This window comes from uncultured Sphingomonas sp. (assembly GCF_964237335.1).
In the GTDB taxonomy this organism is placed as follows: domain Bacteria; phylum Pseudomonadota; class Alphaproteobacteria; order Sphingomonadales; family Sphingomonadaceae; genus Sphingomonas.
In genome coordinates this window covers 1-14353 of sequence record NZ_CAXSHM010000024.1, presented here as the reverse complement: position 1 = coordinate 14353, position 14353 = coordinate 1, and the positions used below count along the sequence as shown (strand labels likewise).

Sequence of the window (14353 nt, the reverse complement as noted above, 5' to 3'; positions counted from 1 at the left end):
CCGGATCGGCGAGACGCTGATCGAGAAGGGCGCGGTCGATTCGATCCTGAAGGCGCATCCGGGCCTCGGCCAGACCGCCGCCGCGACCGAGCTGCGCCGCATCACCGACGAGATCGCGCGCAGCGGCGGCACGCCGCTGGCGGTCGCGCAGGACGGCCGGCTGCTCGGCGCGATCTTCCTCAAGGACATCGTCAAGGCCGGCATCCGCGAGCGCTTCGGCGAGCTGCGCGCGATGGGCATCCGCACGGTGATGATCACCGGCGACAATCCGCTGACTGCCGCCGCGATCGCCGCCGAGGCGGGGGTCGACGATTTCCTCGCGCAGGCGACGCCCGAGGACAAGCTCGCCTACATCCGCAAGGAACAGGTCGGCGGGCGGCTGGTCGCGATGTGCGGCGACGGCACCAACGACGCGCCCGCGCTGGCGCAGGCCGACGTTGGCGTCGCGATGAACACGGGCACGCAGGCGGCGCGCGAGGCGGGCAACATGGTCGACCTCGACAGCGATCCCACCAAGCTCATCGAGATCGTCGGGCTCGGCAAGCAGTTGCTGATGACGCGCGGCGCGCTGACGACCTTCTCGATCGCCAACGACGTCGCCAAATATTTCGCGATCCTGCCGGCTATGTTCATCGTGCTCTATCCGGGGCTCGCGATCCTCAACGTCATGCATCTGGCGACGCCGACGAGCGCGATCCTGTCGGCGATCATCTTCAACGCGATTATCATCCCGATGCTGGTGCCGCTGGCGCTCAGGGGCGTGGCCTATCGCCCGATGGGCGCCGGGCCGCTGCTGGCGCGCAACCTCGGCGTCTATGGCCTTGGCGGCCTGGTCGCGCCGTTCGTCGGCATCAAGCTCATCGACCTCGCCGTGTCGGGCATGGGGCTGGCGTGATGCGTTGCAGGCGCACCTTTTCCGTCACCCCGGGCTTGACCCGGGGTCCCGCTGCCTTTGCGACGGCAGGAATAAGCGGGATCCCGGATCAAGTCCGGGATGACGAATGTAAGATGGGACATTGACAATGGGTTCGGATATACTCTCGGGGCTGCGGCCGGCGGTGGTGCTGACGCTGCTGCTCACGATCCTGACGTGCGGGATCTATCCGCTCGCGGTCATGGGGTTCGGCAAGCTCGTCTTCCCGCATCAGGCGAACGGCAGCCTGATCGTCGACCGGACGGGCGTTGTCGGCTCGGAGCTGATCGGCCAGTCGTTCACCACCGCGCGATACTTCAACTCGCGGCCGTCGGCGGCCGGCAAGGGCTATGACGCGACCGCGTCGTCGGGCTCCAACCTCGGCCCGACGTCCAAGTCGCTGGTCGAGCGGATCAAGGGCGACATCGCGCTGCGCCGGTCGCAGGGCATGACCGGCGCCGTCCCCGCCGATCTTGTGACCGCCTCGGCTTCCGGGCTCGACCCCGATCTGTCGCCGGCAGCCGCGCTGGCGCAGGTCCCGCGTGTTGCGCGCGCGCGCGGCCTGGCGCAGGACGATGTCCGCGCCATGGTGGTGCAGGGCACCGAGCATCCATGGCTCGGCTTCATCGGGGAGGATCACGTGAACGTGCTCGCGCTCAACCGCCGGCTCGACGCGCGGGCCGGACCTGCGCCGACGCGTTGAACGGCCCATCCGACCGCCCCTCGCCCGAGGCCTTCCTGCGCCAGGCCGCGCAGGAGGGGCGCGGGCAGCTGAAGATATTCCTCGGCGCCGCTCCCGGCGTCGGCAAGACGTACGAGATGCTGTCGGAAGGTGCGGCCCGCCGCCGTGCCGGCATCGACGTCGTGATCGGCATCGTCGAGACGCACGGCCGGATCGAGACCGAGGCGCTGACGCGTGACCAGGAGATCATCCCGCGCCGCGACATAGCCTATGAGGGGCGCACGCTGCAGGAGATGGACCTCGACGCGCTCCTCGCGCGACGGCCCAAGCTCGCGCTCGTCGACGAGCTTGCCCATTCGAACGTGCCGGGCAGTCGCCATCCCAAGCGCTGGCAGGACGTCGAGGAGCTGCTCGCCGCCGGCATCGACGTCTATTCGACGATCAACATCCAGCATCTCGAAAGCCTGAACGACGTCGTCGCCTCGTTCACGCGGGTCCGCGTGCGCGAGACGGTGCCCGACAGCGTGCTGGAGATGGCGGAGATCGAGGTCGTCGACATCCCGCCCGACGAGCTGATCGAGCGGCTGAAGGAGGGCAAGGTCTACCTGCCGCAGGAGGCGACGCGCGCGCTGTCGCACTTCTTCTCCAAGTCCAACCTGTCGGCGCTGCGCGAGCTGGCGCTGCGCCGCGCGGCGCAGGCGGTCGACACGCAGATGCTGGAGCATCTGCGCGCCAACGCGCTTGGCGGCACCTGGGCGGGCGGCGAGCGGATCGCGGTCGCGGTCAGCGAGCTGCCGGGCGCCGAGGGACTGGTGCGGGCGGCGAAACGCATCGCCGACGCGAGCCACGCGCCCTGGACGGTCGTCCATGTCGAGACACCGCGCAGTCTGACGCTGGGCCCCGACGACCACCGCCGGCTCGCGACCGTGCTAAACCTGGCGACCCAGCTCGGCGCCGAAGTGGTCAGCGTTCCCGCGACGTCGGTCGTCGAGGGGCTCAAGACCTATGTGGCGGACGCGCGCACGACGCAGCTGGTGGTCGGCAAGTCCGTGCGCTCGCGCTGGTTCGAGCTGCGCCACGGCTCGGTCGTCGACGCCCTGGTGCGCGAGGCGCCGGGCGTCGCGGTCCATGTCATGCCGGTGGCGGACGACGTCGGCGCCGCGCCGCGACGGATGAGGCGCCGGGGCAGTTGGGGCTCGCGGGCGGGCTATGCCTGGACGACGCTGATGGTCGCGGGCGTGACCGCCGCCGGCAGTGCGCTGTCGCACGTGCTCGATCTCGGCAACGTCGCGCTGCTCTACCTGCTGCCGGTCATGGCCGCGGCGAGCCTGTTCGGGCTCCGGACAGGGCTGTTTGCCGGGCTCGCTTCGTCGCTCGCCTACAATTTCTTCTTCCTGCCGCCGCGCTATACCCTCACGATCAGCAATCCCGAGAACGTGGTGTCGATCATCGTCCTGCTCGGCGTCGCGGTGGTGACCAGCCAGCTTACCGCGCGCGTCCGGGCGCAGGCCGACCTCGCCGCGTCCAGCGCCCGCTCCAACGCGGCGCTCGCGGGCTTCCTGCGCCAGTTGACGTCGCTGGGTGACCGGATCGAGGTCAGCCGCGCGATCTGCGGCGAGATCGCGCGGCTGTTCGGCGTCCGCGCGATGGTGCTGGAGCAGGACGAGACCGGGATCGCGATCCAGGCCGCCAGCCTGCCCGGCGCGCGGCTGGAGACGATGGAGCTCGCCGCGGCGCAATGGGCGCTGGACACGGGCCAGCCGGCGGGTCGCGGCTCGGGCACGCTGACCTCGTCCGACTGGCGCTTCCAGCCGCTGAAGGCTGGGTCGCGCACCCTGGCGGTGCTGGGCATCGCGCTCGACGACGGGGGGGACCCGATCCGGTCCGACCAGATCCCGCTGCTGTCGAGCCTGCTGGACCAGTCCGCGCTCGCGCTCGAGCGGTTGCGGTTGCAGGGCGAGATGCGCGACCTCGACGCGGTGCGCGAACGCGACCGGTTGCGCGCCGCGCTGCTGTCGTCGGTCGGCCATGACCTGCGCACGCCGCTGACCTCCGTCCTGGCCGCCGCCGCCGAACTCAGCCGCGAGATCGACCATCCGCTCGTCCGGATGATCGAGAGCGAGGCGGTGCGGCTCAACCGGTTCGTCGCCAACCTGCTCGACATGGCGCGGGTCGAGGCTGGCGCGCTCCGGTTGCGGATCGAGCCTGTCGACCTGACGGACGCGGTCGCCGGCGCGGTGAACGACACGCGCCGTTCGCTCGACGGGCATCCGATCCGGTTGGAGGTGCTGCCGAACCTGCCGTTCGTCTCGGTCGATCCGCAGCTCTTCCACCATTGCCTGATCAACCTGCTCGACAATGCCGGGCGCTATGCCGACCCCGGAACACCCATCACGGTGCGCGCCGAACGGCGCTACGACGAACTGGCGCTGTCGGTGGTCGACGAGGGGCCGGGACTGCCGCCCGGCCGCGAGGCGGAGGTGTTCGAGACCTTCCGTCGCCTCGAAGGATCGGACCGCAGCGCCGGTGGCACCGGTTTGGGGCTGGCCATCGTCAAGGGTTTCGCCGAAGCGATGGGCATGACGGTACTGGCTCAGAACCGACCCGATCGACCGGGCGCCGCCTTCACCATCCGCTTCCCGGAGGCGCTGCTGGTGACGTCGTCGCAGGACGTCGGCGCATGAGCGGGCAGCGCATCCTCGTCGTCGACGACGACCTCCACATCCGCCGGCTCCTGCACGCGACGCTGACGCGCGCGGGCTATGGCGTGATCGAGGCCAAGACCGGCCGCGAGGCACTCGATCTCGCCGCCGGCGATCGGCCGGATGCGGTCCTGCTCGATCTCGGCCTGCCCGATCGCGATGGGCTCGAACTCGTCGCGCTGCTGAAGAGCCGGGCGGGCGTGCCGGTGCTCGTCGTGTCCGCGCGCGAGGCGACCGACGACAAGGTCGCGGCGCTCGATCTCGGCGCCGACGACTATGTCACCAAGCCGTTCGACGGCGAGGAGCTGCTGGCCCGCCTGCGCGCCGCGCTGCGCCACCGCGTCAGCGCGCAGGGCGGCGAGCCGGTCGTGCGCGCCGGCGGCCTGTCGATCGACCTGTCCCGCCGGCTGGTCCGCCGCGACGAGGCCGAGATCCACCTGACGCGCAAGGAGTATGACGTGCTGGAGCAACTGGCGCTCGCGCCCGGGCGGGTGGTGACTCACAGCCGCATCCTGGCGGCGACATGGCCGCTCGATCACGACCGCAAGATCGAATATCTCCGCATCGTCGTGCGCAACCTGCGCCAGAAGCTGGAGCCCGATCCGGCGCAGCCGAGGATCATCGCGAACGAGCTGGGCATCGGCTACCGCCTCCTCGCCGACACCTGAGCACGACGCCCCTGCATCGTCCGGTCCCGCTTTGCCGAACCGCGGGACAGCCCCCATCTGGTGGGCATGGACGACCTGACCCGCCTCGGCCTCATCGACGACGAGGAGATCGTCCTGGACGAGGCCGCGCTGGCGCTGGCGATGCTGGACCATACCGACGCCGATCCGGCGCCGTACCTCGCGCTGATCGAGGGAATCGCGATCCGCCTCGAAGCGGTCGGCGGCGAGGCGGCCCAGGCCGACGCCCACGCCGATGCGCTGTCGGCGGTGCTGGCGGACGAGTTCGGCTTCCTCGGCGACCGCGACACCTATGACGATCCGGCCAGCGCCGACCTGATCCGCGTCCTCGACCGCCGCCGGGGCCTGCCGGTGAGCCTGTCGATCCTCTACGTCGCGGCGGCGCGACGGCTCGGCTGGATCGCCAACGTCCTCGACATGCCCGGCCATGTCCTCGTCCTGGTGGGCGCGGACGCGGCGCCGGTGATCGTCGATCCGTTCCGGGGCGGCGTGCGCGTCGGTCGCGATCAGCTCGTCGCGCTGCTTCGCGCGTCGGGCGCCGGGCCGGTCTCCGCGGTCAGCCATGTCGGCGCGATGCCGAACCGGGCGGTGCTGGTCCGGTTGCTGCTCAACCAGGCGATCCGCGCGGAGGCGGCGGGCAAGGGCAGGCGGGCGCTCGAACTGTACGGCCGGATGACGTCGGTCTCGCCAGATTATGGCCATGGATGGTGGGAGTGCGCCCGGCTCCACCTCGTCGACGGCGACCTCCCCGCCGCGCGGGCGAGCCTCAGCGCAATGCTCGAGACGACGCGCGAGCCGGACCTGCGACGGCGCGTGTCGGACACGCTCGCCGCGCTCGGCACGCCCTGACCTTCTGATCCCCCTACCGGGCGCCGCATCCCGCCGGCCGATCGGCCCTGCCACAAAAAAGTCATCAGCGCCCGGCACTGTCGGTGCGTCGCGCGATCCCGCATGGGGGCAGGGTCGCGCTGACCGGGGGCAAGATGATGAAGTTCTGCACGAAGCATGCGTGGCTGCTTGCCGGTACGGCATTGATGGCGACGCCGGCGCTCGCCCAGTCCCAGGCGACCGATCCGGCCACCCCTGCCGACGGCGTCTCGAACGACAACACCATCGTCGTCACCGCCCAGCGGCGGACGGAGAACGCCATCACCGTGCCGGTCGCGGTGTCGGTGCTGAAGCCCGATCAGTTGCACGATCTCGACGCCGCCGGCGGCGACACGTTGCTGTCGCTGTCCGGGCGCGTGCCGGACCTGTATGTCGAGACCTCCACGGGCCGCATCTTCCCGCGCTTCTACATCCGCGGCCTCGGCAACATCGACTTCTATCTCGGCGCCTCGCAGCCCGTGGAGGTGATCCAGGACGATGTGGTGGAGGAGAACGTCGTCCTGAAGTCCAACCCGGCATACGACATCGCCGAGGTCGAGGTGCTGAAGGGCCCGCAGGGGTCGCTGTTCGGCCGCAACACCACCGCCGGCATCGTCAAGTTCGATACCGCCCAGCCGACCGAGACCTGGGCCGGCCAGGGTTCCGTCAGCTACGGCCGCTTCAACAGCGTCAACGCGGACCTCGGCGTCGGCGGTCCGCTGACCAAGGACGGGGTCCTCAGCTTCCGCCTGTCCGGTCTGTTCCAGCATCGCGACGGCTGGATCAGCAACGTCTACACCGGCCCCTCCGACGACGGCACGACGCCTGGCCACGACAAGCTCGACGGGTTCGACGAGCGCGACATCCGGCTGCAACTGCTCGCCAAGCCGAACGACCGGCTGAGCGTGCGCCTGTCGGGTAATTACCGCGACTATGACGGCTCGGCCTCGATCTTCTATCGCGGCTCGATCATCCAGGGCACGAAGACCGTTCCGGACTCGTTCGATCGCTCGGTGGTGGCGTATGACGAGGCGCAGAACAATCCGCAAAGCTATCGGACGTACGGCGCCTCGCTGAAGGCGGACTATGACTTCGGCAATGCGACGCTGACCTCGATCACCGCGTGGGAGCATGCGTCCGGCTATAGCCGCGGCGACACCGACGGCGGCGCGGCGGCCAATTTCGGCGGCGTCGCGCCCAATTACTGCGCCGCCGGCTGCGGCGAGTCGCAGGGGCGGCTACGCAGCCTCGACCAGTGGACGCAGGAGGTGCGGCTCGCGAGCGCGGACGTCGGCCGGTTCCGGTGGCAGCTCGGCGGCATCTATTTCGACCAGCGCGACCTGACCGAGTTCGACCAGCGCGCCTTCTTCCTGACCAGCAACGTGCTGGGCACCACGCCCAATCCGAACAACTGGGTGCTGCTGCACGACCACAATTATTCCTATGCCGGGTTCGGGCAGGCGAGCTTCCGGATCACCGATGCGCTGATCCTGACCGGCGGCGTGCGGGTCACGCGCGACAGCAAGCAGACGACGCTGCTCAAGACCGCCAACACCATCGCCAACGTGTCGACCTTCACCGGCGCGACGAACGTGACGCTCGCGGACACGCAGCCGAGCTTCGATGCGAGCCTGCTCTACCGCGTCGATCCCAACGTCAGCCTGTACGCCCGCGTCGCGCGCGGCTTTCGCGGGCCGACGATCCAGGGCCGCTCGGCGGTGTTCAACACGCCGTTCACCACCGCCAACTCGGAGAAGAACACGAGCTACGAGGCCGGCGTGAAGACCGCGGCGCTCGCCGATCGCGTCCATCTCAACCTCACCGGCTTCTATTATGTGGTGGACGACATCCAGCTGAACGGCAACGACAGCAACGGCAGCGGCGTGCTGTTCAACGCCAACAAGGGCGTGGGCTATGGCGCGGAGGCGGAGTTCGACGCGCGGCCCGTCGACAATTTCCGCTTCAACGCCGGGTTCAGCTGGCTCCACACGCAGATCGAGGACCCCAACGTCTACGCGCAGGTCGGCTCGGCGGGCGGCGTCCTGTCGGAGACGGTGTTGAACCCGGTGGTACGCGTCGGCGCCAATTACTTCGCGCAGATCAACGGCAATCCATTCCCCAACGCGCCCAACTGGAACCTCAACCTCGGGGCGCGCTACGATCTGCCGCTGGGCGACGGCAAGCGGATCTTCGTCGCAGGCGACTTCACCATCCAGGGCAAGACAAACTTCACCCTCTATCGCGCGGTCGAATACCGCGCCGACGGCAACAACGAGCTGGGCGCGAAGGTGGGATACGCGTTTGGCCGCTACGAGGTCGCGGCGTTCGTCCGCAACCTGACCGACAACAAGAACCTGGTCGACGTGATCGACACGTCCAACTATCGCGCGGGCATCTACAACGATCCGCGTGTGTTCGGCCTGATGGTCAGCGGGTCGTTCCGGTGACCCTGGCCGCCAGGCTTCCCTTCACCTTCGGCGTCAGTCAGTTCACCACCCAGCCCTGGACGTTCGACGAGGATGTCGAGCGCTACGCACGGCTCGGCGTCGACACGATCGAGGTGGTCGAGGCCAAGCTCGACGACGTGCGGCATGCAGAGCAGATGGAGTCGATCGCCGCCGCCGGCCTCGCGATCAGCGGCGTGCAGCCGGCGGTCCGCACCTTCTTCGCCAGCCGGATGATGCCGCGGCCGACCAACCTCAAGGATCGCGTCGCCGCCTTGCGCGGCTCGATCGAGCGGCTGGCGCGGTTCGCGCCGGGCAGGCCGTTCATTACCAACACCGGCGCGCATCCGGGCGGCGACACCGCCGAGGCGATGCGGATGGTGGGCGACGCGCTGGGCGAGCTCGCGCACGTCGCGGCGGACCACGGCGTGACGCTGGCGCTGGAGCCGCTCAACCCGACGTCGGTCAACGTCGAGAGCGCGATCTGGACGATCGACCAGGCGCTGGAGGTGATCGACCGGGCGGACAGCCCTCACGTCGGGCTGTGCCTCGACTATTGGAACATCTGGCAGAACGCCGACGTCGCGGCGCAGATCGCGCGGGCGGCGGGGCGCATCCTGACCGTGCAGGCGAGCGACTGGCGCACCCCGCGCTCGTTCGCCGACCGGATCGTGCCGGGAGACGGCGCCATCCCGCTCGGGCCGCTGATCGCCGCGACACGGGCGGCGGGGTTCGAGGGCGCCTACGTCGTCGAGATATTCTCCCTGGATGTGGCGGACTCGCTCTACGATCAGGACCTGGAGGCGGTGATCGGCCGCAGCCGCGACGGCCTGGCGGCGGCCTGGACGGCGTCGGTGCAGGCGTAAGCCCGCATAGTCGGTCCGCGTAACCGGTCCGCTCAGCAGCCGACGGCGATGTAGGTGAACCCTGCCGCCTCCACCGCTTGGCGTCGGTACACGTTGCGCAGGTCGACGAGCACGGGCGCGGTCATCGTCGCGGCGAGCCGCTGGAAGTCCAGCGCGCGGAACGCGTCCCATTCGGTCACGATCACGACCGCGTCGGCGCCGGTCGCGGCATCATAGGCGTCGTGCGTGGCGATCAGGCCCGGCAGCATCGCGGTCGCGGCCGCCATCCCTTCCGGATCATAGGCGCGCACCGTCACGCCCGCGTCCGCCAGCGTCGTCGCGATGGCGATCGCCGGGGCGTCGCGCATGTCATCGGTGTTGGGCTTGAAGGTCAGGCCGAGCAGCGCGACGGTCTTGCCGCGCGCGCCCTCGCCCCCCGTGTCATTGGCGCCCAGCGCCCTCAGCACCTTGCGCCCCATCGCGCGCTTGCGGCTTTCGTTCACTTTGACGACCGCCTCGACGATGTGCATCGGCGACTGGAAGTCCTCGGCGGTCTTCAGCAGCGCGAGCGTGTCCTTGGGAAAGCAGCTGCCGCCGTAACCGGGGCCGGCGTGCAGGAACTTCCTGCCGATCCGGTTGTCGAGCCCGATTCCGCGGCTGACGTCCTGGACGTCGGCGCCGACCGCTTCGCACAGGTCCGCGATCTCGTTGATGAAGGTGATCTTGGTCGCGAGGAACGCGTTGGCGGCGTATTTGGTCAGTTCCGACGTGCGCCGCGAGGTGAACAGGATCGGGGATTCGTTGAGGAACAGCGGCCGGTACACCGCGCGCATCACCTCCCGCGCGAACGGATCGTCGGTGCCGATGACGATCCGGTCCGGCCGCTTGAAGTCGCCGATCGCGGCGCCCTCGCGCAGGAACTCGGGATTGGAGACGACCGCGGCGTGCACATCGGGCTGGCACTCGCGCAGCACCGCCTCCACCCGGTCGCCCGTGCCGACCGGTACGGTAGATTTGGTGACGACGACGACGGGGCCGGTCAGCGCGGCCGCGATCTCCCGCGCGGCGGCGAAGACGTACGTCAGGTCGGCATGGCCGTCGCCGCGCCGGGACGGGGTGCCGACCGCGATGAAGATCGCATCGGCGAGATCGACCGCCGCCGCCAGGTCGGTGGTGAAGGTCAGCCGCCCCGCCGCGACATTGGCAGCGACGAGCTGGTCGAGGCCGGGTTCGTAGATCGGCATCCGCCCCGCCGTCAGCGCGGCGATCTTGGCCTCGTCCTTGTCGACGCAGACCACCTCGTGCCCGAAATCGGAGAAACAGGCACCCGATACCAGGCCGACATATCCCGAACCGATCATCGTGATCCGCATCTGAAGATCCAGTTCCTCGGCGCGCAGAAGCCTGCGCGCATCATTGGGCAAATACCGGGAGGTCTGCTGCGGGGTCGGGAGCGCCCTACGAGCATGACAGGCGTCAATGGCCGGGCAGGCCGGGCATGCCGGCCGGCGTCAGCCGCCGAGAACGGTTCGTTGGCGCTCCTGCCGTGGACGACCCGGCCATTCGGGATGCGGGTCCGGGCCGCCGACCGCCGCGACCGGCTCCGCAGCGGCCACGGAGGGGCCGAGCGCCCCGCCGGGCGACGTGCGGTCCTGGGCCGCGAGCAGGGCGCGGTCCAGCTTCGCCGCCAGCACCTGCGCGGGTGCCCCGCGCACCATCGACTCGTGATCGCCGGGGATGCGCGCGATCTCAAGGGTGCCGCCGACCAGCGGCGCCCAGCCGGCATCGCCATAGCCGGTCTCCGGACGGACGAGCAGGACGTCGCCGGCATAGCGGCCGGCCGGATAGGTGCGGGTCGCGATCTCGACGCGCTGGCTGAAGCTCGGTGGCTCGACGATGTCGGCCATGTCGGAAGCGCGAAGCCACCGGCCGATGCGACGACGCAGTCCCTGCCGGGGCGCTCGCCGCCCCGGCCGTTCGGCATCCAGCAGCACCAGCAGGCCGACCGTCTCGCCCGCCTGCGTCAGTTGACGGGCAAGTTCGAAGGCGACGATGCCCCACCGGCACCAGCCCCCGATGTAATAGGGCCCGGCCGGCTGCTGGGCGACGAGCCGGGTCGCGAGGCACGCCGCGATCCGGGGGATCGACAGATCGCCGCCGCCGAGCGCCTCCTCGTCCGTCGCGTCGATGTTGAGCGCATAGGCGGGCTGATCGGACGACAGGCCGCGCATCACCGTCCGCGTCAGCGGGCCGGCGTCCAGCCAGAACAGGGGAGCGCGGGTCCCCCCGTCGTTCAGCAGCATCGCTTCGCGTCCGATCGTGGCCTCGCCGCGGCCGATCCGCGCCGCCATCGCCGCCAGCGTCGAGTGTCGCATCAGTTCGATGAGCGCGAGTTTTGTCCCGAACTCCGCCTCGATGCGCCGCGTCAGCCGGACGGTCATCAGCGAGTAGCCGCCGAGGTCGAAGAAATCGTCGTCCGGGCCGACGGCGGCGACGCCGAGAAGCTCGCGCCAGATCGCGGCGAGCTGATCCTGAATCCCGCCGCCGGCCGGTGCGATGGGCGAGGCGTGCGCAAACGGGTTCGGCAGCGACGCGCGATCGACCTTGCCGTTGGACGTCAGCGGCATCACCGCGACCGCGACGATGCGGTCGGGCACCATGTAGGTCGGGATCCGCGTGGCGAGGAATGATTTCATCTCGCGCACGTCCAGCGCCGCGCCGCGCGGGACGACATAGGCGACGAGGACCGGCTCGCCCGAGGGATCCGGCCACGACCGTACCGCTCCCCACGCCACCGCTGGATGGAAGGCGAGCGCCGCCTCGACATCGCCCAGCTCGATCCGGAACCCGCGGATCTTCACCTGATCGTCGAGCCGTCCCAGGCAGAACAGGGTACCGGCCTCGTCGACCCGGCCGAGATCGCCGGTCCGGTACACCCGCTCGCCCTCGTTCGTCGTCACGAAACGGGCGGCCGTCAGGTCCGGCCGGTTGCGATAGCCGCGCGCGACGCCGATGCCGCCGATGACGATCTCACCGATCCCGCCGACCGGCATCGGCTGGATGTCCTGATCCACGACCTCGACCGACGCCCCGGCCATCGGCCCGCCGATCGGCACCGGACCCGTGCCGGGCATGACCCGGAAGGCGGTAGCCCAGACGGTCGCCTCGGTCGGTCCGTACATGTTCCACACCTCCGCGCAGCAGGGCAGCAGCCGGTCCGCCAGCGCGCGGGTGACCGGCTCGCCGCCGGCCAGGACGCGAAGACCAGGCTGCCCTTCCCATCCGTTTTCCAGCAGCGCGCGCCACATCGAGGGCGTCGCCTGCGCCAGGTCCGGGCGATGGTCGGCGAACGCCGCCGCCAGCCGGTCCGGATCGGCCGCGACGTCGAGGTCGACCAGCGCGAGCGATCCGCCGACGAAGAACGGCAGGAACAGGTCGGGGACCGACAGGTCGAAGCTGATCCGGGTGACGCCCAGCATCCGTTGACCCTCGCCGAGCCCGGGACTGGCGGCCATCGTCGCCATCAACGCGGACAGCGAGCGGTGTTCGACCTCGACGCATTTGGGACGCCCTGTCGAGCCCGAGGTGAAGATCACATAGGCCAGCGACCGCGGCCCGACCGGCGACGGGATCATGGCGCCGGGCACGGCGGCGGCCGGGTCCGCCGCGTCTTCGGCGATCATCACGGGGACGTCCACGCCCGCCACGACAGGCGCATGGCACCGGCTCGCGACGATCAGCGCGGGCCGGCCGTCCTCCAGCAGGTGCGCGAGCCGGGCGGGCGGCGTGGTCGGATCGATCGGCAGATAGGCGGCGCCGACCTTCAGGATGGCGAGCAGCCAGGCGGGAAGATCGACGTCGCGTTCGAGGCAGACGCCGACCAGTCGCTCGCCGCCCGTATCCAAGCGCGCCGCGAGACGGGCGGCGAACAGGTCCACCCGGCGCGCCAGCTCGCCATAGCTGCGCCGTTCGCCGCGCGCCTCGACGGCCAGCGCGTCGGGGCGCCGGCGGCTTTGGGCGGCGAACACGTCGGTGATCGGCATCCAGTCGTCGACCGCACCCACATCATCTTGTGCCATGTGCATCCCCCTTCGTCGCCGGCCGACGACCCGCGCTCGCGGGGGCAGGCAGGGCTCGCCACGGGATCGCTGATCCAGCGCTTTCCCGCCGGGCGATACGTCGAATGATGCACGGCCGAAGTCGGATGGAGACTAGCCCGGCCACGGTGACGAACCGGCACGGCGACAACGGAAGACCCGCGCACAAGCGCACACTGTTTCTGAACGGCAAGTTCTATTCGGGCGCGGTCAACGGCGTCCACCGTGTCGCCGATCGATTGATACGCGAACTGGACCAGCTTGCGGTTGACGGCGAAGAGCCCGCCGAATGGAACATGCGCTTGCTGTTGCCTAACCGCGCGAACTGGGCGCCGCGCTTCGCGACCATCGTTCCGCTGCCCCAGCGGGGCGGGCATACCCAGTTCTGGGAGCAGGCGATATTGCCGTTCGTCGCCCGCGCCGGCGCGCTGGCGAGTTTCGCCAATCTGGCGCCATCGTTGCACCCGGCCAAGCTGACGATGGTCCATGATTCGCAATTCCGGCTGTCGCCGGAGAGCTATCCCGCCAAGCTGCGCTGGGGCTATCGCGCGCTGGTGCCGCTCGGCGCACGGTCGAGCCGGATCGTCCTGACCGTGTCCGACTATGCCCGCGACAGCCTCGCGACGTTCGGGATCGCGCGCCCTGCGCGGACGCAGGTGATCCACAACGGCGCCGATCACATCCTGGAGACGCCGGCGGACGACGATGTGCTCGACCGCCACCGGCTGATCGCCGGCGGATATGCCGTGATCTTCGGGTCGATCGCCCGGTACAAGAACGTCGCGGTCGCCTTCGCCGCATTCGGGCGGGCGGACCTAGCGGCGATGCCGCTGGTGGTCATCGGACCGTCGCGCGCGATGCTCGAGGCGGGAGGGCTGACGGTCCCGGCGGGTGCGGTGTTCGTCGGGCGTGTCGACGATGCCGCGTTGCGCGCGCTGTATGCCAACGCCCACTGCCTGCTGTATCCGTCGCGGACGGAAGGGCTTGGCCTGCCGCCGATCGAGGCGATGCTGTGCGGCTGTCCGGTCGTCGCGGCGCCGGCGGGCGCCATTCCTGAAGTGTGCCTGTTGATTTGCACTGAGAGTTGACCCGGAGTTTTCATCGAGAAATGACCCGG

The 14353-nt window shown here is 70.0% G+C and carries 9 protein-coding genes and 1 pseudogene (1 of these 10 cut by a window edge); 8 read left to right on the top strand and 2 right to left on the bottom strand.

All coding sequences use genetic code 11. From position 1 onward, the window contains the following. From kdpB to ACFE65_RS12230, 7 genes and pseudogenes are all read left to right on the top strand, one after another. Positions 1–895, top strand: a pseudogene (kdpB, locus tag ACFE65_RS12260) (potassium-transporting ATPase subunit KdpB); it begins 1144 nt to the left of the window's first position. 127 nt (positions 896–1022) lie between these two features. Continuing rightward, positions 1023–1616, top strand: coding sequence for a potassium-transporting ATPase subunit KdpC (gene kdpC, locus ACFE65_RS12255; RefSeq protein WP_375382643.1), 594 nt, complete (start codon positions 1023–1025; stop codon positions 1614–1616). Next, a complete protein-coding gene (locus ACFE65_RS12250; RefSeq protein ID WP_375382642.1) occupies positions 1613–4279 on the top strand; it encodes a DUF4118 domain-containing protein in 2667 nt (888 codons plus the stop codon). Before kdpC ends, ACFE65_RS12250 begins: the two co-directional genes overlap by 4 nt. Continuing rightward, positions 4276–4965 carry a response regulator transcription factor gene (locus ACFE65_RS12245; protein WP_375382641.1) on the top strand — a complete coding sequence of 230 codons (690 nt, stop codon included), beginning with the start codon at positions 4276–4278 and terminating at the stop codon, positions 4963–4965. Before ACFE65_RS12250 ends, ACFE65_RS12245 begins: the two co-directional genes overlap by 4 nt. 66 nt (positions 4966–5031) lie before the next feature. After that, a complete protein-coding gene (locus tag ACFE65_RS12240; RefSeq protein ID WP_375382640.1) occupies positions 5032–5832 on the top strand; it encodes a transglutaminase family protein in 801 nt (266 codons plus the stop codon). 185 nt (positions 5833–6017) lie between these two features. Beyond that, on the top strand, positions 6018–8297 hold the full coding sequence (locus tag ACFE65_RS12235; RefSeq protein ID WP_375382668.1) for a TonB-dependent receptor: 2280 nt from the start codon (positions 6018–6020) through the stop codon (positions 8295–8297). Next, positions 8294–9160 (top strand): sugar phosphate isomerase/epimerase family protein, encoded by an 867-nt coding sequence (locus ACFE65_RS12230; RefSeq protein ID WP_375382639.1) that lies wholly within the window; start codon positions 8294–8296, stop codon positions 9158–9160. Before ACFE65_RS12235 ends, ACFE65_RS12230 begins: the two co-directional genes overlap by 4 nt. A 32-nt stretch (positions 9161–9192) precedes the next feature. On the opposite strand, the gene ACFE65_RS12225 is transcribed toward ACFE65_RS12230, so the two are convergent. Both ACFE65_RS12225 and ACFE65_RS12220 read right to left on the bottom strand, forming a co-directional pair. Continuing rightward, positions 9193–10512, bottom strand: coding sequence for a UDP-glucose dehydrogenase family protein (locus ACFE65_RS12225; RefSeq protein ID WP_375382638.1), 1320 nt, complete (start codon positions 10510–10512; stop codon positions 9193–9195). A gap of 138 nt (positions 10513–10650) precedes the next feature. Continuing rightward, positions 10651–13218: an amino acid adenylation domain-containing protein gene (locus tag ACFE65_RS12220; protein ID WP_375382637.1), complete on the bottom strand. Its 2568-nt coding sequence runs from the start codon at positions 13216–13218 to the stop codon at positions 10651–10653. Positions 13219–13364: 146 nt separating this feature from the next. On the opposite strand from ACFE65_RS12220, the gene ACFE65_RS12215 reads away from it, so the two are divergent. Then, entirely contained in the window at positions 13365–14324 is a 960-nt protein-coding gene (locus tag ACFE65_RS12215) for a glycosyltransferase family 4 protein (protein WP_375382636.1), read from the top strand. Positions 14325–14353 lie beyond the last annotated feature (29 nt).